Below are 19,938 nucleotides of genomic sequence, written 5' to 3' on the forward strand. Positions count from 1 at the left end.
CCATTTCCAGTTGCAATCGGTTACATAACGTATAATGAATATACTGCAATTCTTTGAAAAAGATCAAACCCTTGCTGAAATTCGGCTCCGAACAGCAGCAAAAAAACAGGCCGTCCACGGTTAACCCTAACCATATCACAGCCTGTTTCTGATATTTTAATTTTCTTATTTTTGTACATTAAATTTCACTGCCTTATGTAGCCCGCTTAGCCGGATAGATGCTAATACCATGCATAAATAAACTCACTACGTGACGCGCAAGATCCTCAGGAGTTCGCTTGTTTGTCAGAAGCTGCTGTGAGGTTAGTCTTTCAATGACGCCGACCAAGCACTCCGCAACGATGTGCATATCGGAATCTCCGTCAAAGTACCCGTCCCGCTGCTCAGCTTTCAGATTTTGCTCAATCATGGCTACCATTTCAGACTTTACGATGACAGCGTCATTCCCAATGAAAAAACCAATTTGTGTCAGGTCCGGATTTTTGCCAAGAAACGAGAACAAACCCGTCAGCACGCTCTGCAAACGACCGGTCACATGCTCCTCATCAATTCCGCTTTCCAATCTGCTTCCCTCGAGCAGGATTTTGAGCTCAGAGCGAAATTTCTCCACCAACTCCTTGAAAACGGCTTCTTTGCTCTCAAAATACAAATAGAATGACGGCTGCGTCAATCCAGCCCGGGAAACGATGGTGCTGATCTTGGTCTGATGGTATCCTGACTTTGCAAATTCATTGGCAGCGACAATCAGTAGTCTAGCCCGGCTTTCCTGTCCGTTCGCACCCTTCTTACGCAAAGCTATCCAACCTCCGAATCTAATCATGATGTATGTAAATTACCGTCCATTATACTCTATATCGGAAAGTTACTGCTACACATAAAGTCCAGCCTTACATGCACGACACTTTACATCGCATCAAGAACGTTATAACGTAAAAGGATAACGATGTTTATCGTTACAGCCAATAAGGAGATTAATAACATGCAGAAACATACCCAATCCAACTCGGTGGATATGACCGAGTCACATAACTTGCCAGACCCGTCTTCCAAGCGCGTGCTTATTGTTACGGCAGTCGATGCCGAAAAAGAAGCCGTGCAACGCGGGCTTAAGCGCGCACATGGATTTGATGTCATCGCGGGTGGAGTCGGTCCCGCGGCTACCGCTGCTGCGACTGCTCGCCAGCTGATTCAAGGCACCTATGATTTCGTTGTCAGTGCAGGTATCGCCGGAGGATTTGCCGGCCAGGCTGAGGTTAGCTCCATCGTCATTGCGGACACCATCATTGCCGCTGATCTCGGTTCTGAAACCGAGGACGGCTTCAGCAGCGTCCAGGAGCTTGGCTTCGGAATGGATCGGGTGCAGGCAGATCCAGCCTCTGCCCGCAAACTTGCGGAGGCCTTAAAGATTGCCGGCGCAGCCGTAACCCTCGGGCCTGTCCTGACGGTCTCCACCACGACGGGAACAGCAGCTACGGCCGCACGCCTCCTCCATCGGGTGCCAGACGCCGCAGCCGAGGCGATGGAGGGATTCGGCGTGGCAACCGCTGCCGCTGCAGCTGGTGTGCCCGTGCTCGAAATCCGTTCCATATCCAATCAGGTCGGCCCACGGGACCGCAGTGCATGGAAGATCAAGGAGGCGCTGCAGGCGCTTGAGACCGCAAGTTCATTACTACCGGAGGTGTTACGATGAAAATCGCTTTTTCCCCTTGCCCCAACGACACATTTGTATTTCATGCCTGGGTTCACGGACGGATTCCAGGCGCCCCCAAGCTTGATGTATCCTACGCGGATATCGATATCACCAATCATTGGGCGGCCGAAGATCAAGATCATGATATCTTAAAAATATCCTATGCCGCGCTGCCTTGGGTGCTGGATCAATATGCCCTCCTGCCCTGCGGGGGAGCACTTGGCCGCGGATGCGGACCGCTCGTTCTGACAGCGGACAAGCTCACGGACGGAAAAACACCAGCCAGCCCTGCGGATTTGTCTGGCCGGAGGGTAGCCGTTCCAAGCGAGCGCTCCACGGCTTATCTGTTGTTCCGTCTGTGGGCCGCACAGAATATACCTGGAGGGCTCGGCGAAATCGTGGTGATGCCGTTTGATCAGATTATGCCGGCTGTCCGGGATGGAGCGATCGATGCCGGGCTTGTCATTCACGAAGCACGATTTACGTATTCGTCCTATGGATTGAAGCTGATGACGGATCTGGGCAGCTGGTGGGAATCCGATACAAATCTGCCTATTCCTCTGGGAGCGATTGTTGCCCGCAGGTCACTGGATCTGGCAAGCATCTCGAACTGGATCCGCTCCTCTGTCGAATATGCCTGGGAACATCCCGAGGACTCTCGGGCCTATATCCTCCAGCACGCTCAGGAAATGGACCCGGATGTCGCCGATGCCCACATCGACCTGTACGTCAATCCATTTACCGCAGAGCTGGGCGAAGACGGCTATGCCGCGATTTCAGCCCTGCTGAACCGTGCAGCCGATGAAGGGCTTGTGCCGCGGATCGATCCCGCGCTGCTGAAGCGTCCATGATGTGGCAACCTAACCACTAAATATATTCTCTATGGATGTATTTTCAATAGAAGACAAACCACAGATAGAGTTTTCTTACGGTAATCGGAAGATTTAGCTTCCGCTGAAAGCTTATGTATACTATGTTCAAAGAGGAGCACCAGGAGTCCGACAAATCGGGTCTCCTGGACGCTCCTCTTTTTCATGATCCTCATGAATGGTTCTTGTCCAACTCCTCTGTTCAGAACTCATGCCTCGATATAAAATCATGCAATCGCCGATAAATTTCGATAATCTCATCCATGGGCATTCGTACCAGTCCACTGGAAGAAGGAGCAACAAACTCCTGAACGCCGTCCACGACGGAGTCCGGCTGAATTCCCCAATCCGCTTTTGCTTTACCGCTGAATTCGGTATACACGCCCTTGCCGACAAAACAGGCAACCTCCGGTCTGTACTCCGCCAGCTTCTCCCGCAGCGTCTCTCTTCCGAGTTTGTACTCTTCGCGGGTAATATCTTCGGCCCCCCGTGTGGGCCTTGCTACAATATTGGTAAATCCATATCCCAGTTTAAGCAATTCCCTATCGTCCGAGGCTTCATATAAGCGAGGGGTCAACCCGGATTTATGCAGAATCCTCCAAAAATTGTTGCGCGGGTTGGCATAATGATGTCCGACCTCCCCCGATCGCAAACTAGGATTAAATCCGATAAAAACAACAGTCAATCCATAATCGAGATGATCGCTGACTTCGTTCATTCTGACTCCTCCTATCATCGTCTTATTCTGGGTTAACCTACAACTTAATGAGAGCTCGATGCGGCAGCGCTGTTGTTGCGTTTGCGTATTTGGTGAATGCCCATCACCACGGTCACGAGCTCCCAGTCTCCAAGGACGTCGCTCTCATTCTCCAGCATATAGGCTCCGGCCTGAAGCCAGCCGCTAATACGGGAAAAATGGGCGATTCCCCTTCCGGCATCATCCATTATTTCATATTCATTGGAAAAAGCAGGCGAAGTGATCTCGTATACGCCCCGCGATCCCGCGTTGTATTCGAATTTTTTCGTAAAAAAGCTCATACGCATACGCAGCACGCCCAGCTCTTCCCCGCTGCCGCTCACGATATGCCACTTGTTGGAGAAGAAACGAAACGAGCCGCTGCATACCGGATCTCCCGAAGCGTTATACACGTCCAGCGAGGAGCCGAAAGCGCTCTTCAAATCCAGACTTCCTATTACACTGCCTTCCCTATCCATAATATCTGTTATACCCGAGCTAAAAAAGTTATCCTTAAAATACAAATGCACACGCCTTCTCCCCTTCCTCGATTCCCTGCATACCTGTTACTCATTACAACGATTTGCACGTTAAATTGTTTCAAATTTTTTGGGGGGAATCTGGGAACCAATCCTATGTTCAATTGTCTAATATTTGAGGTGATGTGATTGGAGTACCTGAAACAAATGGTGGCCGTAAATGAAGCAAGCACGGTGCTGAGCGATTTGATGGAGTCCTTCGGCCAGGACGTGTGGAACTATGCGTTCTTCCTAACAAAACGCAAAGATGCGGCTGATGATATCAGTCAGGACGTATTCTTGAGTGCATTTAAGCATTGGAATGAGTTTCAGGGCCGAAGCTCTGTCAAAACATGGCTGTTAACCATCACCCGTAACCTTTCCCTGAACTATCTCAAATCTTCCTTTATGACGAGGGTGTCTTTAACCGGCTGGGTAACCTCCATGCAGACTGAACCCTCCGCGGAAAAAGAGTTTATGGATGCTGCTGCCGTATTGCAGATTTGGAAATACGTGATGGAGCTGCCGCCCAAATACCGCGAGGTGCTCATCCTTGAATCCCATTACCAGCTGCCGCGAAAAGAAATGGCGGAGCTGCTTGGCATATCCGAAGGAACGATCAAATCCAGACTGCACCGAGCTCGTGCTCGAATGGAGAAGATGTTGAAAGGAGAGGATGTCCAGTGAAGACCGAACAAGAGCTGCCGCCCGATTGGATACAGGAACTCGCTTCTTCTCCATTCAACGAGCCGATGTTCACCGAGAAGATGAAATCCAGTGTAATGAACAGCGCTGCTAACGGCTCTGTAAAGAATCGAAAAAAACGGCGGTCTCCAACACGTCTGCGTGTTATAACCGCAAGTGCATTCATGATTCTTCTAATAGCGACGGTATGGGGATGGCGCGAGTCCCCTGCGCTTCAACGGATGATCCCGATCAAGGGCTTGGGGTATGCTGCCAAGTGGACTCCCCGCAACGTATACACGGAGAATGGAGTAGATAAACTTCAGGCGGTCCAGGGTGGTGATTTTACCGCCGGCTCTCCGGCCGGTGCCTGGTGGAATCTGTTAACCCCAATTCAAGCGCTTGAAGGGAAAACGATCCGCATAACCGCCGTACACCGGGATACGGGAACTACCCTTGAAGAGCTTGTCGAGACGAAGATTACCTCCGATATGGCATACGATAACTTCACCCGGGTCTCTTCCCGCTTCGCCCTACCGCTCTCGGGGTTATGGCGTTTCGACGTGATGGTGAATCAAGAGAAATACGGCGATATCGTGGTCGATGTGCCGGACAGCAGCTGGGAGCCGAGTCCGAGTTTCTTATTGGCTGCTTCTAAAGACTCCGAAAAGGCAGGCAGCACGTCCTCACAGTTTCCTCCTACAGCCATAACTGGCATGGAAGGTCGTCTCGGCTTTATTGATCCGGGATTTATCGCTAATCAACCAAATAAATACATGTGGCATTTCTGGGGGCGTGCCGAGGAATTGAAGGGGGATCTGCTGATCACCGCCGTGAAAAAAGGTACGACCGAGATCGTTGATGTATTTAAAACTCGTATCAGTCCTTATCCTCATAACGGTGCTGATGCAGCGATACCAACCTCCATGTCGCTGCCTTCGCCAGGACTATGGCGTATTATGGTCTCCATTAACGGTCAGCTGTTTGGCAGCGTCATTGTGGAAGTCGATAAACATCAGGACTAAGCTTTCACTACCCTAACCTATCAGAACTTCTATCCGAGTCTGAAGTTCATCAAATAAGGCTGCCCCGGTCGTAGGCATCTACAGAACCGGGGCAGCCTGTTCATTGTGGAATATCATAAATTTCATATTCCGCTTATTTCATCAGTCAAATAGCATTATTCCGCGTTCAATGCTTCCTTCGGCACTTCGATCTTGCTGATTTCGTTATGCTTGGAGTAAGTACTCTTCATTTTCATATCCAAGGATACTTTCTGACCTTCGGCTTCCATTGCCATCACCATGTCCAAATCGGTTGTTACAGGCAGGTAAGATTCCTTCTGTACGCCATAAACAATATGGATGCTCTTGATATCCATTTGATCCATCATGGCTTCCATCTGCGGATCGTTGCCCGCTTGGCTCATCATGGACTTGGCAAGCTCCTTCAGATTGTCGCCGGAGACATCCGCCGTCAGAACGTATGAGTCTCCGTCCTCCGTTACTTTGAAGTCCTTAGCGAGAGTCTTGAACTGCTCTACCTGCTGCTCCGGACTTGCACTGCTCGGATCCAGGCTGTCGCGAATCTCCTGCTCCGATTCCTTCGGAACCTGCATCCATTGACCATCCATAAGCATGTAGATACCGTCTTCCGTTATATACTGCTTCATCTCGATCTTGCCTTCCGGAGAATCCATCACGATGTTCTGCATCATCTCCACCGGCTCGAGCGTAAGTTCCGAATCAAGCGCCATATTAACATCTTGCTCCTGCTTCTCTTCGCCTTCAACTACGATATGCTGTTTAACATCGGCTTTCATCGCAAAACTCTTCAAATTCTTAGAAGCTTCAGCCGACTTCTGAAGAAGCTCGTCAGCAGTTGGAAGAGCATCCTTCTTCGGTTCTTCTTTAGCAGGCGGCGTCTCGCTCGTCCCTTGTTCCGCTGCTGGCGGTGTTGCGGCGTCGTCTGCTGCTTTGTTGTCCTTTCCGCATGCTGTCATGCTCATTACCAAAATTGCCCCTAGTAATACTGCTGTCCACTTCTTCAATCGAATTTCCTCCTAAAATATGTATTCCAAGATTACTCATCCCATTCTATACGATTTGCGACAAATATTGATCAATTTTTCAGAAAACGGTACACTAGACCTATTCTTTGTCAGGGAGTGTGCACAATTGGAAAACATTCTTGTTACCGGATATCGAGCTCATGAACTCGGTATTTACAACAACAAACACCAAGGCATTCCTTATATACGTCAAGCGATTGCCAACCGCTTGATTCCGCTGCTCGAGGAAGGTCTTCAGTGGGTTATCACGCCCGGTCAGTATGGCGTGGACTTGTGGGCCGTTGAAGCAGCTATAGAACTAAAGTCCCGATACCCTCACCTGAGATGCTCTATTCTGACCGCCTATCAGAATCCCGAGGCGCAATGGAACGACGATAAAAAAGCTTATTTTCAGGAATTGATGAAGGGGGTAGACTTCTATGCGCCTGTCAGCAAGAGCCCCTATCAGGGGCCGTGGCAATTTACGGCCAGAGACGATCTGTTACTCCGCAAGACCGATGGCATTCTGCTCGTGTATGACGAAGATGGCGGCGAAGCCAGCCCCAAGTTCATCAAAGAACGTGCGCTGAAGAAGCAGGCAGCGGACGGTTACCGCTTCATCAGCATCGGTTCGGAGGAGATACAGGCTGTTGCAGACGAAGAGAACATGTCGGAGGATTTTTACTAGGCTTGCTGCTCCCCGGTTACCACTTCGATCCGCTGCCTCTCTGATGGATTATCGAAATTAATCATTTTATGCAACATTCCACAAAAATCAAGGAAAAGAGAATATCAACTAACAAATGAACCTGTGGCAATATTACACATGAGAAGCGGTGGAGCATGCGAATTAACAAATATATAAGCGAAACGGGAGTTTTCTCGCGCAGAGAAACCAACCGATTGATTGCAGCCGGACGCATCACGATCAATGGCAAGGTATGTGAAAAAGGGGCGGACGTTGAACTGCACGATATTGTGTTAATAGATGGGAAGGAAATTCCTCATCAGGATAGGGAAGCGGTTTACCTGGCTCTCAATAAACCTATCGGTATTGTCTGTACGGCAGCAGAACATGTCGCGGGAAACATTATTCAGTTTGTTAACTATCCATCGCGCATTTTTGCCATTGGAAGGCTGGATAAAGCCTCTGAAGGTTTGATTTTACTTACGAACGACGGAGATATTGTGAACAAAATGATGCGTTCAGAACATCATCATGAGAAAGAATATGTGGTGACTGTGGACAAACCCGTTACGGACGAATTTATGCAAGCGATGTCTCAAGGTGTTGAAATCCTGGACGTCATAACCAAACCATGCAAGGTCTATAGGCAAAGCGAAGATGTATTTCGTATTATTTTGACACAGGGTCTTAATCTGCAAATCCGCAGAATGTGTAAAGCCTTGGGGTACAGAGTGCTGAAGCTGGAGCGTATTCGGATTATGAATATTACACTGGATCAACTGGAACGGGGGGAGTGGAGGCATTTGCAGGAAGCCGAACTACATAAACTCCTGTTCATGTTGAACTAGGCGAAGGTGAACTCGTGGTAGGAACAACAAGCCAACATACAAAAGCCATTTTTCAACTTTGTCCACGCCGGCCAACGAAAGCCATTCCTAAGGTTTACTTCATAAACCCCGGTATCGTGTCAAATTTGAAAAATGGCTCTACATGCTTAAAACATATTATTTCTATGCCAGCAAATAATCGTTAATGCTGGTATACGCATACCCATGAGCCGCCGCAACCGCTTCATAGGTTACCTTGCCGTCGATGACATTAATGCCCTTGGCAAGCGCTTTATCATGACGTGCGGCAGACCGGAGTCCTTTACTTGCTATTCTCAGCCCATAGGGTGCCGTTACATTGGTCAGTGCCATGGTGGAGGTTCTGGCTACGGCGCCCGGCATGTTGGCTACAGCATAATGAATAACACCATGCTTTTCGTAGGTCGGGTTGTCATGCGTGGTGATCCGGTCAATCGTCTCGATGGAGCCCCCTTGATCAATCGCCACATCCACGATGACGGATCCCGGACTCATCTCTTTTACCATCTTTTCCGTTACGAGGCGCGGGGCCCGTGCACCGGGGATCAATACTGCGCCCACGACAAGGTCGGCGACCTTTACCGTTTCTGCAATGTGATACGGATCGGACATAATCGTTTTAACCCGCCCTTGGAACAGATCATCCAGTTGACGAAGTCGGCCGGGATTAATATCGAGGATGCTGACGTCCGCACCGAGACCCAGCGCAATTCTTGCCGCGTTGGTGCCTACGATGCCGCCTCCGATAACAGCAACCTTGCCTGGGGCAACTCCAGGTACACCGCTTAGAAGGACACCCTTGCCACCATGCGCTTTTTCCAGGAAATGCGCCCCGATTTGAATGGACATTCTTCCTGCCACTTCACTCATCGGTGTCAGCAGCGGCAGGCTGCCATCCGTCAATTGAATCGTTTCATAAGCAACGGCACTCACCTTACGGTCAACCAGCGCCTTGGTCAGTTCCGGCTCGGGGGCTAGGTGCAGATAAGTGTATAGGATCATATCCTCTTGAAAGTATTCATATTCCTCCTGCAGGGGTTCCTTCACCTTCACAACCATCTCGGCTTTCCACGCTTCTGCAGCCGATGCAACCACCTTGGCTCCAGCCGCTCTGTAAGCTTCATCCGTAAAACCGATCCCAAGACCAGCCCCGGATTGTACAAGCACTTCGTGCCCGGCATTTCTAAAACTGACGATTGTACCCGGCGTCATGCCTACACGACTTTCGTTATTTTTGATCTCTTTGGGAACCCCAATTATCATCCCCATGCCTCCTTAATGGTGAACTTTGCCTATCTAATTGAATTGTAACCATTTTTACCCAAACTGTGTACCTGTCTAAGGTCAGGGATTGTCCATCCGAATTTATCTCTATGTATCCGTAGTATATGCAGATAAAAGATGAACTGCATACAGAAAAAAACACTTCTGACAGAGGGATTATAACGGATTTTTGTCCGTTATACCATCCTCACCAAAGTGTTTGTATCATGCGCATTCATGAAAACTCTAAGTACTTCTGTTGTTTGATCCCTTCGTTAATGTGAAACCAGCTTAACCTTTTTCGCGATCCTTCCCTTTGTCGGATTCACCTGCGTTTTTGTTCGCCTTCTCCCGATCGAGCTGCATCTCCTCCACCGTCTTCACCTTGAGTCTGGCTGCTCCTTCATACGGACGGGTGGGGATCAGATTGCCGGATATTAGACGCGCCTTCGCTTCAGTGATCGAAACCGCGTACTGAGGAAGCCATGCTTCACCGGCTACCAGCATTTCATCGACCAGCTGCCAGATTTCCTTCGGATTACATACCGCTCCAACCAGCGGATCCATCATAAATGCCTGACGAAGCAGCTTGTCATCTCCATGAACCGCCGCTTCGACTGCCAGCCGTTGAACGGATATGCTTACGCCACACACCGCAGCCGGCCCTAACGGCAAATTCCCTACATGCGGCATGGAAATACCGTTGCGGTCTACGTAACCCGGCGTCTCAATGATTGCATCATTCGGCAGATTAGCGATAATGCCCTCATTCACCACATTAAAATGTCCCCGGTATACCCGGCCGGTTTCCAAGCCTTCAATAATGTAGGAGCCATGCTCCTCTCCCCGGTGCTCCGGCGTGTACTCCATAGCCGGATCTTGCATCCAGTTCGGGAAATCAGTCTCGAACCAGTTGCGTCCCTCGGTACAGACTCGCAAATATCCGCCTGTCTCTCCGTTTATCCAACTGCTGAGGTCAATCCACTCCGTAATTTCCTCCGCCCGTTTACGGTACCAAGGAACATATTCGCTTAGATGGCCGTTGGATTCGGTGCTGTAATATCCGAAACGTCGCAGCATATCGATGCGAACCTTCTCTGTCCTGCTGTACTCTGGATGTCGTTCAAACGCTTCCAGCAGTCTAGCAGTCAAGTCCTTGCCTTGATGCGAGGCTTGAATATACCAGGTCTGATGATTAATGCCGGCACAGACAATATCGACTTCCTGTTTCTTTAAGCCATAAACCTCGGCGATTTGGTGGTGCCCATGCTGTACGCCATGGCATAATCCAATCGTCCGCACGCCGCCATACTGATTGCATGCCCATGTCAGCATAGCCATGGGATTCGAGTAGTTCAGCAACAGTACATCTGGTGCGCACACCTCGCGAATATCCTGGCAAATGTTCAGCATCTCAGGGATTCCCCGCTGGCCATACATAATGCCGCCTGCACAGAGCGTGTCGCCCACGCACTGATCGATGCCGTATTTCAGCGGAATGTCCACATCCGTACGGAATGCCTCCAGTCCGCCCACGCGAATGGTGCAGATGACATATTTGGCATCCTGCAGGGCTTGTCTTCGATCCGTGGTGGACTGGATCACAATTGATAGCCCGTTCTCGGTAATATCCCGCTGACACAATTCCGTGACCATATCCAGATTATGCTGGCTGATGTCGGTGAAAGCGACCTCGATATCCCTAAATTCCGGTACAGTCAACAAGTCACGCAGAATTCCCCGGGTAAAGCCGATGCTGCCCGCGCCAATAAAAGCAACCTTGAACGACATTCTATCCACTCCCTAGCTGCAAATTAGATTGTAGTTATTGTAGCAATCGAGTGGTAGAAAGCGTTATCAAAATCATGACCTCTTGGACTCTTCTGAGTCAAAAATCCTCACTTCTTATCTGATCTGGCATCCTGATCACCGTATTTCCAGTAATTCCGATCCTTCCGCAGCCGATATTCCACCGGCGTGGTTCCCGTATTCTTCTTGAACAACATATGAAAATATTGCCTGCTGCCAACACCCACATAGTCCGATATTTCATCTATGGGGATATCCGTCTGCTCCAGCAGCATTTTGGCCTTTTCCATTCGAATCATGGTCAGATACTCCGTTATTGTCCTGCCCGTCCCTCTGCGGAATACCCGATGCAAGTAGCCGGGATGCAGATTCACCTCGGCGGCAACGTCCTTTACCTGAATATGGCGATCATAGTTCTGATGCAAGAAATTGACGCTTCTTTTAATATAGAACTCGCTCTGCTGCATTTCACTGCGTTCCCTTTCTTCATACAGACGGGCGATACAGACAAGCAGCTGAATAAACAGCATATGCGTCATCATTCTACCCTCCGTCCCTCTCTGATCGAGTTCAAGCACGAGGCTCCTCAGCACCGGATACACCTCCCCCTGATCCGCTAGCACCAAGTAGGGAAACGGCCGATTCAGGAGAAAAGACACCTCTTGCTCCTCACCTGCAATCTGCCTGAGAGAAAGCGTCCTCCCTTCACTTTCCGTAAACCCGAATTCCACATTCAGCATTCGGCAGGAGACCACCTGCTCAACGATTAACCGATGCGGGACATCGGCATCCAGTACCATAAACTCCCCTTTTTTCAGCGTGACGCTCTTTTCCGTATCGCCTACCTTCACGTCAATCCGGCACACCCCTTGGATCATATACATAATCTCGGTTGAATCATGCTGATGGTATGGCATTTCATAATCCATCCACTGCTTATAGTAATAGGCGTAAAAGCGCGGGACATAATCCCCCTCTTCTAACATCTGCTGAAACAAGCTGCCATTCACAACACATGTTCCTCCCTTCGTCCGAGCCGTGCAGCATTCCAATTTAAAGCAAAAACATCTATCGCCGTACTTTCTCAGAGGCGAATGTAATCACACCGAATCATAGAAACCGCCAATGCCATGCATGAAAAAAAGCCTGGCCCTTAGGCCAAGCTTATCATCAATATGCCAGTGGTGCTACGAGATTTTGAAGGCCGATACGGTATGGTTTAACTCTTCGGCAAGCTCGGCAAGCGATTGTGCTGTTGCAGCCGATTCTTCGCTTGTAGCCGCCGTTTCTTCCGTCGACGAAGATATGGTTTCAATTGCGGTCGCCACCTCGGCAGCCTGGGCTGCCTGCTCCTCGCTGGCAGCTGCAATATCCATTACTTTACCGGCAGACTCATTCACCATGCTTGTAATGTAGGCAAAGGCTTCACCGGCTTTTTCCGTGTGGATGACGCCTAGATTCACCGCCTCTACGCTATTGGCCGTATTCTTCTGCATGCCCTTGATGATATCGGCGATCTGCTTCGTGGCTCCTCCGCTACGTTCGGCTAGCTTACGCACTTCATCCGCCACCACAGCGAAGCCTCTTCCTTGATCGCCGGCACGGGCAGCCTCGATCGTGGCATTAAGGGCAAGCAGATTGGTCTGCTTGGCGATATCGTCGATCACCTCAATGATCTCGCCAATTCGCTGGGAATCAGCTTCGAGCTTGGCAACCTGCTCCCGTACCCGATTCATGCCTTCTACCGACTGCTGAACGATTCCACTTCCTTCTGAAGCAATGCCAGAGGTCTGGTTTACAAGCTCGGATGCTGCTGATGCATCGCTCGCAACGGAATTAATAGCGTTGGACCATTCATGAAACAATTCACTGACCGTTTGCACGGATTCAGCCTGACTGCTGCTTCCAACTGCCAGTTCCTCGGCACCAGCCGACAGCTGCTGTGAAGCGGCTGCTACCGATGAAGCGTTCAGGTTCACTCTGCCGATCATCTCTCGCATGCTCTCCAGCAGCTGCGCGAATACTCTGGATAACGTGCCGATCTCGTCCGCTCTGCGAAGATAAGCTGCAGGCACCTCCTGCGTGAAGTCTCCCTTCGACATGAACTCTCCGATGGAAACGGAAATGCCCAATGGTTTCACGATGGATCTCGTTAACAGGACCACGACAGCCGCCATGGCCGCCAGCGTGATCAGTCCGGCAACGATAATAGAGATAATCAACGCATCCGAATTTGCCGTAATCTCATCCATCGGGATAATGATAGCAGCAGACCATGGCGTTTCGGTCAATCCGGTCTTAATCGGGGTATACAGCTTGTACAGCTCGGAATCTTCCTCAGTATAGACATCCCCTTCCCGAATCGCATCCAGGATAAGGGGAACCGTCTTGCCAGGATAGGTCTCCTCCAACGTCTGCCCCATTAACCCGTCCTCCGGCGACGTTACGATCACACCGGTATTCGAAAAAATATGCGCATACCCCGTGTCGAACAATCGGAATTGCTCCATTACGCTTTGCAAATGTGCCAGGGATATATCAACGCCAACCACGCCGACAGTTTTTCCGTTATCGATAATCGGAACAACGAGCGATGTCATCATGACATCTTCATTGCCTACTTTGAAGACGTACGGATCCATAATGATTTCTTTCCCGCTGTTCTTCGCCAGGAGATAGAAGTCACCTTCCCCTTCGTGCTCGTAATCCTCGATTACGGAGCGTTCCAGGCCGGATTCCGTTCTTGCCCAGTAGGACATCAATCGCCCCGTTTGGTCACTGCCCTGTTTGTTTCTGTATTCGTTGTCCCGGCCATCAAAGGCATCCGGCTCCCATAAGGTCCAGATCCCTTTCCAGGACGGATTGTCTTCCAGATTTCTTTTAAGTATTTCATTAACGGCTGCGCGATTTGTGGTATCGGTCCCTTTCATTCCAACAAAGCTTACAGCTAATGTTCGTGCGGAGCTCATGACATCGTCGAGCTCTGCTTGTACCAGCGTGCCAATCTTCTCACTCGTTGTCACCGCAAGCGTCTTGGCCGAATCCAGAGCTTCCTCCGTTGTAGTCATACTGATATACGTCATCATGCCAGCTAGAAAAATCGTAATCGACCCCAAAATAATAAATAGCATACGACTCTGGAGTTTCATTGCAAACAGAGATTTCAAAGACTTCAATCGTTTCATTATAAGTCACCCTCGCTTCTTCCGGCTGTTAAATTCATTCCACTCTTCTTCAAGCTGCGCCAAAACTTCCTCAATCTCTTCCGGTGACAAGAGGTCATCGACACCATATTCAAATAGGTCCTTTGTCATGCCGCAGGTTACCACCCTTCCTACTTACAGACTACATCCATCCTGTAACATAAGCATATACACTTACTTACCGTTCGTAACCGAAATTCTCTTGCGTGCTCACGCAAAAATTTTGCGGATTACCTTTCGGATATTGTCGAATAATAGCGAATCTATCTCGTGTCATGTCGAGGTAAACATACTTTATGATGTGAAACGTTAAAGAGAGCTAGCCGGTCAGCCCAGCTGGACAAAATCCGAATCCGAGAGGATTCCCATCTGCTTTGCCTTCAGTGCAGCTTCTATGCGTGACTTCACATTCAACTTTTGAAACAGATTGGTTAAGCAGTACTCCAGTGAACGCTGGCTCATGATCACCATCCCCGCAATCTCTTTGTTACTCTTTCCACGAGCGATTTCCTTAAGAATACTATATTCTTTATCAGTTATAGACTGGGCTCCCGGCGCCCCTGCTGTCCGTTCCAGACCATTTGCGGTAACACGGCGGAGCTGCTTCACAAGTGTCAGCGGCAGAACAACTTCCCCTCGCAGTGCACACCGAACAGCCGTTACCAACTGCTCTTTGCCCGACGTTTTCGAGACAAAACCAGCCAGTCCGGCCTCCATAATCAAATTAAAATGATTGCTGACTTCAAAACCCGTATAAACCAGCATCACCGCATTCGGAACGATTTGGAGGATCTGCTTGGCCAAATCAATTCCGTTCATGCCCGGCATGTGCATATCAATCAGCATTACGTCAAAATGCAACGTTCTCACCAGCTCCAGCGCCTGCTCCGGCGTATTCGCAAGCTTCACGAACATATCCTTTTCCTGCTCAAGCAGCACCTTGGTTCCCTCCATCACCGAGGGATGGTCATCCACTAATAAAATTTCGATCATTGTCACTCATGGCTCCTTCAATCTGGTATCTTGACTGCTTCACTGCCGGTGGAATGCTTACTTTGCTGTTATGGATATATAGACAGCCGCCCCCCCGCTCTCCGATGAGTCGAACTGGATTTTACCGTTCATGCTTCTCACCCTTTCCTTCATGCCGCCGATCCCCATATGGTTGAATTGATCCGGTTTCTGGTTCAAATCGATCCCAATCCCGTTATCTTCATAGCTAAGATTGACCTCATCACACTGAGTGGACAAACGGAGTCTTACCTCGGTCGCGTTGGAATGCTTCGTGGCATTGGCCAGCAGCTCCTGGACAATTCTGTACAATCCAATCAAGTGATCGTCACTGATATCATCATCGAAGTTCGAGCAGTCGAACTGTATGGAATAATTGGTGCGGAGCTGGGTAAATTCAAACAATGCCTCCAGCGAACGTTCCAAACCCTCCTCCTTGAGCAACGGGGGGCGAAGCTCGTTGCACGTAATTCGAATCTGATAAATCACATCCAGAAGCCCCTGTTCGATTTCCTCCAGCTGTGGGCGCAGTTGCTCCGGCAGCTCATGATCCGATGTAATCTGATTTAATTTCCTGTACCATATAATTTGTTCCTGGAGCGCAGCATCGTGAAGATCTTGGGACAATCGCTTCCGCTCATTTTCAGATAAATGCAGCATCAGTCGCAGCAGCCACAGCGGCATGATCTGCTGGGATGAATCCAGCTTCTCCAGCTCCCTCGTCAAATCCTCAATGACGCGGAAGTTATCGTACAGGACACTTGCATAGCGCGTAATGGTCTCCAGCCATATTTTTTTGGCCTGAATCTTGAGCAAGGGAACCTCACCGCCAATGCAGACAATGCTGCTATCCCCGTTCATTTCTCCAATCTTGACAAAATATCCGTCAGACATCTCAAACAGTTTACAGAACGGAATATGCTCGGGCCCGCACGTATGGATCGCATGAAGCACACCTTGCGGCAGATCTTTATGGCCCCCTTGGATTTTGATATGCAGGCTGTGGTGGTTGATCTGGATGAGGCTCACCCGATCCGTCACCAGCACCTTCTTGATTTCCCGCACGATACGGGCGTTCAATTCACTGATCTTCACCATCCCAAAAAGGTCGGAAGAGAATTGATCCAGGCTCATTTGCAGCCTAAAATAACAGTCCTCACTCTCCCGAACTAACCTTTCTGCCGCAATCCGCTCCCGCTCAGCCTGCTTCTGCCGCGTAACATCGCGAATAATGGTAAGCGCCGTGTTATGACCTATATAATGAATAGGTGTCGTAATTGCCTCTATATCGATGATCGTTCCATCCAGCCGGACCAGTTTGTTCCCGGTGAGCTCCGAGGTATTCCCGCTTTCGTACACATGCTCAACCTCCGAAATCACGAACTCGACCTGATCCGAGGGAATTATGTCCTGGAGCGAAGTTCCCGCTAATTGTGCGATATCCGTTATTCCCAATAAGGAAAAGCCCGCGGGGTTCGCATAAATATAAGAAAAATCGGAGTGCAGGAGCATCGCAACAGGAGCGATATCCAGAATATGACGGTTGATTCGGTCGCTTTCCATAAGGGCCCGTTCCGCTGATTTGCGGGCGGTAATATTCTCGAAAAAAATCTCAATCGCGTCCGATTCCGCATCATACAGGGCCGTTGCCACGACATCGACTCGCTCTCCGTCAACTCGTTTTATGGATAATTCCTCGGGAACGACCTCCCCTGTTCGAATAAGCTGCGCGAGCCGTTTGCGTGCCCACTCCTCATAGGGATCCAGCACCCAATCCCAAGGATTGGTGCCCAGGATATTCTCGGGCCCAGCCGCCCCAAGGATCCGAAGTCCGGCGGGATTCACGTACATCAGCTTGCGATCCTTGCAGACTGCAATGGCAATAGGAGATAATTCTACCAGCCTGCGATACCGGTTCATGCTTTCCTTGAGCGCTTGCTCCATCTTCTTGCATTCCGTAATATCATACAGCGCCTCCTCCATGCGGAAACGTGTGCTAATATCAACGGCAATACCATCTGTACGGATCATTTGCCCGGATTCATTCATCATCGGAATCATCTTCACTTGGACCCAGCGAACATCGCCCTCCGCATGAATAATGCGGTATTCGGTATGAACGGTTTCGCCTTGTCGAAGTTTGTCGACCAATGATCGAAACAACGTCATATCCTCTGGATGGATCAGCTCTTCCCAGGAAAGACCGTCCGCGAAATCACGATGTGAATAACCTGTAATTTTATGAAAAGCCAAAGAGGTATTTTGGATACTCCTTGTGCCGAAATCGTATGACCAAATGCCAACATCAAGCGTAAGCAGCATATCATCAAGCAGTCGGAATCTGCCTTCGGCCATGTCCAAGGCCTGATGGCTTAACTTCCGCTGATATGCACTTTTGAACAAAAAAATCCAGAATGTGATGGTGAGGGCGACTAATACCAAGATGGTTGCCCCCAAGAAGTAAATACACATGATGTTTGATGATCTCCTTATGAAGCATACACGCAGTCACGTCAGATGCTATGCGGTATACCGAATGCGAGCTGCGGGATGAAGCAAATGGCAGCCATATCATTTATCGGCAGATCCTTCACAAATGCGAAGATCAAGAACAGAGAAATTTTGCGTAACGATTCGGAGTGTCATATCCACGAAAATAAACGAAGCAAAAGGGGTTCTAAAGAAAGTAAAGCCCGAAGCGGCATTTCGCTTCGGGCATTTCCATCATGAGATTTCCATTGTACACGTCGCTCATGCCAAATCCCACTCGGAATGGATCTTGGGCACATCTGAAATTAACTGCTGGGTATAAGGATGCTGCGGATTCAAGATCACCTCTTCCGCCGGTCCCCGCTCCACGACTTTCCCCTGTTCCATAATATACAGCGTATCGCTTACATAATAAGCAAGCCCTACGTCATGGGTAATGAAAATAATTGTCATGTTGTTCTCATCCCGCAGCTTCAAGAGCATATCCAGTATCGTGGATCGTGAGCATGCGTCAACCATAGAGGTCGGTTCATCCGCAATCAGCAGCTTCGGATGAAGCATGAAGATCCGGGCAATCATCAGGCGCTGCATTTGCCCGCCGGACAGTTCGAACGGGTATTTATTGTGCAGCTCTTCAAATTTCAGGTTGACGAAGGAGCACGCTTCCTTCATTTTGCGGAACTGCTCCTCCTTCGTCAGTTTATCACCCTGCAGCTTGATGCAATCGAGCAGCAGCTTCTCGACTTTGTAGAACAGATTGAACGAAGAGAACGGGTCCTGGAAGATCGCCTGAATGTTTTTCCAATAACGCTTGCGGTCTCTGTGCCGCTTCAGTTGCCTTGGCTTGCCCATATACTCAATCGTACCGCTGCTCTCCTTCAGCAGGCCCATGATCATTTTGGCCAGTGTCGTTTTGCCGCTTCCGCTCTCGCCGACAATCGATATGATTTCGCCTTCATGGAAGGTAAAGCTGACATCCTCCACGGCAGTTGTCTTCTGCTTCCCGTAACCGAATACCTTCGTGAGATGCTCTCCCCGAATCAGGACATCATTCTTCTTCATTCGCATACCACTCCTTAAGCACACCCGGTTCTACGATGCAGCGATACATTCGATCCTCCACGGTCTGGCTCGCAATCTTTCCCTTCCGGCAGGCGTCTTGCACATAGGAACAGCGATCCGCGAACCGGCAGCCCTCCGGCACGTTCTTCAAATTAGGCGGGGTCCCCGGGATGGCGGCCAGCTTATGGCCTTTCATGCCTTCCTCCGGCACAATGATGGAACCCATCAGCTTTTTTGTATACGGGTGTATCGGGTCAAAAATCATTTGCTCTGCGGTCCCGCGTTCCACGATCTCCCCTGCATACATGACGATGATGTCATCCGTTACGTGATAAAGCAGCGGCAGCTCGTGCGTGATGAATACCAGAGACTGAATATAGCCCCGATCCAGCAGACTCTTCAGCAGTTTGATCACCGCTTTCTGCGAGGTTACGTCCAGCGCCGAGGTCGGTTCGTCCGCAATCAGCACTTTGGGATTCAGAATGGTGGAGATCGCGATAACCGTCCGCTGCTTCATGCCGCCTGACAGCTCGTTTGGATAAGAGTTCAGCACCTTGGTTGACAAATTCAAGGTTTCGAACCGTTCCGCCGCCATCTCCCACACCTGCTTCTTGTTCAGCTCAGGGCGATGCTCCTTCATAATATCCTCGACGAAATGAATGATTTTGAGCGTAGGATTCAGGGCATTCATAGCAGCTTGCGGGATATATGATATCTCTCTTCCGGACACCTGGGAACGGAGCTGTTCCTTGCCAAGCTTCATGATGTCCGTACCGCTTACGACAATCGAGCCGCTGCCAAAATGCAGCGGTGGAAAATAGAATCCCATCAAACTGAGCGCAAGAGTCGATTTGCCGCAGCCGGATTCACCGGCAATGCCAAGCGTCTTCCCCTTCTCGAGTGAGAAGCTCACACCGTCCACGGCATACACATGCTCCTTCAACCGGGTACGGTAATAGGTTTTCAATTCGTTAACTTCCAGTATATTTGTGCTCACAA

Annotated in this window: 19 protein-coding genes; 6 read left to right on the forward strand and 13 right to left on the reverse strand. The window is 49.7% G+C overall.

Translation table 11 applies throughout. From position 1 onward, the window contains the following. Positions 1-193 precede the first annotated feature (193 nt). Positions 194-793, reverse strand: coding sequence for a TetR/AcrR family transcriptional regulator (locus J7E85_RS16975; RefSeq protein ID WP_215159707.1), 600 nt, complete (start codon positions 791-793; stop codon positions 194-196). 186 nt (positions 794-979) lie between these two features. Between J7E85_RS16975 and J7E85_RS16980 the strand changes: the two genes are divergently transcribed. Both J7E85_RS16980 and J7E85_RS16985 read left to right on the forward strand, forming a co-directional pair. Next, positions 980-1,690 carry a futalosine hydrolase gene (locus J7E85_RS16980; RefSeq protein ID WP_215159709.1) on the forward strand — a complete coding sequence of 237 codons (711 nt, stop codon included), beginning with the start codon at positions 980-982 and terminating at the stop codon, positions 1,688-1,690. Next, positions 1,687-2,541, forward strand: coding sequence for a 1,4-dihydroxy-6-naphtoate synthase (locus tag J7E85_RS16985; protein ID WP_215159711.1), 855 nt, complete (start codon positions 1,687-1,689; stop codon positions 2,539-2,541). Before J7E85_RS16980 ends, J7E85_RS16985 begins: the two co-directional genes overlap by 4 nt. Before the next feature lie 220 nt (positions 2,542-2,761). On the opposite strand, the gene J7E85_RS16990 is transcribed toward J7E85_RS16985, so the two are convergent. Then, on the reverse strand, positions 2,762-3,277 hold the full coding sequence (locus J7E85_RS16990; protein WP_215159713.1) for a mismatch-specific DNA-glycosylase: 516 nt from the start codon (positions 3,275-3,277) through the stop codon (positions 2,762-2,764). A gap of 44 nt (positions 3,278-3,321) precedes the next feature. Further along, entirely contained in the window at positions 3,322-3,825 is a 504-nt protein-coding gene (locus tag J7E85_RS16995; RefSeq protein ID WP_215159715.1) for an LURP-one-related family protein, read from the reverse strand. Positions 3,826-3,981: 156 nt separating this feature from the next. Between J7E85_RS16995 and J7E85_RS17000 the strand changes: the two genes are divergently transcribed. Both J7E85_RS17000 and J7E85_RS17005 read left to right on the forward strand, forming a co-directional pair. Next, positions 3,982-4,500 carry an RNA polymerase sigma factor gene (locus J7E85_RS17000; protein WP_215159827.1) on the forward strand — a complete coding sequence of 173 codons (519 nt, stop codon included), beginning with the start codon at positions 3,982-3,984 and terminating at the stop codon, positions 4,498-4,500. Next, entirely contained in the window at positions 4,497-5,522 is a 1,026-nt protein-coding gene (locus J7E85_RS17005; protein ID WP_215159717.1) for a DUF4871 domain-containing protein, read from the forward strand. Before J7E85_RS17000 ends, J7E85_RS17005 begins: the two co-directional genes overlap by 4 nt. A 155-nt stretch (positions 5,523-5,677) precedes the next feature. On the opposite strand, the gene J7E85_RS17010 is transcribed toward J7E85_RS17005, so the two are convergent. Further along, entirely contained in the window at positions 5,678-6,547 is an 870-nt protein-coding gene (locus tag J7E85_RS17010) for a DUF6612 family protein (RefSeq protein ID WP_215159719.1), read from the reverse strand. A 127-nt stretch (positions 6,548-6,674) separates the two neighbouring features. Between J7E85_RS17010 and J7E85_RS17015 the strand changes: the two genes are divergently transcribed. Next, the gene (locus tag J7E85_RS17015) at positions 6,675-7,235 is read left to right on the forward strand and encodes an SLOG family protein (protein WP_215159721.1); all 561 of its coding nucleotides are present in this window, start codon (positions 6,675-6,677) and stop codon (positions 7,233-7,235) included. A 155-nt stretch (positions 7,236-7,390) separates the two neighbouring features. Continuing rightward, on the forward strand, positions 7,391-8,083 hold the full coding sequence (locus J7E85_RS17020) for a pseudouridine synthase (RefSeq protein ID WP_215159723.1): 693 nt from the start codon (positions 7,391-7,393) through the stop codon (positions 8,081-8,083). A 162-nt stretch (positions 8,084-8,245) separates the two neighbouring features. Here J7E85_RS17020 and ald read toward each other — a convergent pair whose 3' ends face one another. The 9 genes from ald to J7E85_RS17060 all read right to left on the reverse strand — a co-directional run bounded on the left by ald (position 8,246) and on the right by J7E85_RS17060 (position 19,936). Next, positions 8,246-9,364 carry an alanine dehydrogenase gene (gene ald, locus J7E85_RS17025; protein ID WP_215159725.1) on the reverse strand — a complete coding sequence of 373 codons (1,119 nt, stop codon included), beginning with the start codon at positions 9,362-9,364 and terminating at the stop codon, positions 8,246-8,248. A gap of 291 nt (positions 9,365-9,655) precedes the next feature. Further along, the gene (gene melA / locus J7E85_RS17030) at positions 9,656-11,155 is read right to left on the reverse strand and encodes an alpha-glucosidase/alpha-galactosidase (protein ID WP_215159727.1); all 1,500 of its coding nucleotides are present in this window, start codon (positions 11,153-11,155) and stop codon (positions 9,656-9,658) included. Between the two features lie 107 nt (positions 11,156-11,262). Then, positions 11,263-12,183 carry an AraC family transcriptional regulator gene (locus tag J7E85_RS17035; protein WP_215159729.1) on the reverse strand — a complete coding sequence of 307 codons (921 nt, stop codon included), beginning with the start codon at positions 12,181-12,183 and terminating at the stop codon, positions 11,263-11,265. Between the two features lie 177 nt (positions 12,184-12,360). Next, on the reverse strand, positions 12,361-14,358 hold the full coding sequence (locus J7E85_RS17040) for a methyl-accepting chemotaxis protein (RefSeq protein WP_215159731.1): 1,998 nt from the start codon (positions 14,356-14,358) through the stop codon (positions 12,361-12,363). Positions 14,359-14,364: 6 nt separating this feature from the next. After that, positions 14,365-14,487: a hypothetical protein gene (locus J7E85_RS34590; protein WP_256720554.1), complete on the reverse strand. Its 123-nt coding sequence runs from the start codon at positions 14,485-14,487 to the stop codon at positions 14,365-14,367. Positions 14,488-14,703: 216 nt separating this feature from the next. Next, positions 14,704-15,369 carry a response regulator transcription factor gene (locus tag J7E85_RS17045; protein WP_215159733.1) on the reverse strand — a complete coding sequence of 222 codons (666 nt, stop codon included), beginning with the start codon at positions 15,367-15,369 and terminating at the stop codon, positions 14,704-14,706. A 57-nt stretch (positions 15,370-15,426) separates the two neighbouring features. Beyond that, entirely contained in the window at positions 15,427-17,829 is a 2,403-nt protein-coding gene (locus J7E85_RS17050; protein ID WP_251035777.1) for a sensor histidine kinase, read from the reverse strand. Positions 17,830-18,138: 309 nt separating this feature from the next. Continuing rightward, on the reverse strand, positions 18,139-18,939 hold the full coding sequence (locus J7E85_RS17055) for an ABC transporter ATP-binding protein (RefSeq protein WP_215159737.1): 801 nt from the start codon (positions 18,937-18,939) through the stop codon (positions 18,139-18,141). Beyond that, complete coding sequence (locus tag J7E85_RS17060; protein WP_215159739.1) at positions 18,926-19,936, reverse strand: ABC transporter ATP-binding protein; 1,011 nt, start codon at positions 19,934-19,936, stop codon at positions 18,926-18,928. The genes J7E85_RS17055 and J7E85_RS17060 overlap by 14 nt, the downstream gene beginning before the upstream one ends. Positions 19,937-19,938 lie beyond the last annotated feature (2 nt).

Origin of the sequence: Paenibacillus sp. ISL-20 (assembly GCF_018613005.1) — a bacterium.
In the GTDB taxonomy this organism is placed as follows: domain Bacteria; phylum Bacillota; class Bacilli; order Paenibacillales; family Paenibacillaceae; genus Paenibacillus_AQ.

Coding starts and splice junctions, on each gene's coding strand:
- J7E85_RS16980 (WP_215159709.1), top strand. CDS start 980: ATGCAGAAACATACCCAATCCAACTCGGTGGATATGACCGAGTCACAT.
- J7E85_RS16985 (WP_215159711.1), top strand. CDS start 1,687: ATGAAAATCGCTTTTTCCCCTTGCCCCAACGACACATTTGTATTTCAT.
- J7E85_RS16990 (WP_215159713.1), bottom strand. CDS start 3,277: ATGAACGAAGTCAGCGATCATCTCGATTATGGATTGACTGTTGTTTTT.
- J7E85_RS17000 (WP_215159827.1), top strand. CDS start 3,982: ATGGTGGCCGTAAATGAAGCAAGCACGGTGCTGAGCGATTTGATGGAG.
- J7E85_RS17020 (WP_215159723.1), top strand. CDS start 7,391: ATGCGAATTAACAAATATATAAGCGAAACGGGAGTTTTCTCGCGCAGA.
- ald (WP_215159725.1), bottom strand. CDS start 9,364: ATGATAATTGGGGTTCCCAAAGAGATCAAAAATAACGAAAGTCGTGTA.
- melA (WP_215159727.1), bottom strand. CDS start 11,155: ATGTCGTTCAAGGTTGCTTTTATTGGCGCGGGCAGCATCGGCTTTACC.
- J7E85_RS17040 (WP_215159731.1), bottom strand. CDS start 14,358: ATGAAACGATTGAAGTCTTTGAAATCTCTGTTTGCAATGAAACTCCAG.
- J7E85_RS34590 (WP_256720554.1), bottom strand. CDS start 14,487: ATGACAAAGGACCTATTTGAATATGGTGTCGATGACCTCTTGTCACCG.
- J7E85_RS17045 (WP_215159733.1), bottom strand. CDS start 15,369: ATGATCGAAATTTTATTAGTGGATGACCATCCCTCGGTGATGGAGGGA.
- J7E85_RS17055 (WP_215159737.1), bottom strand. CDS start 18,939: ATGAAGAAGAATGATGTCCTGATTCGGGGAGAGCATCTCACGAAGGTA.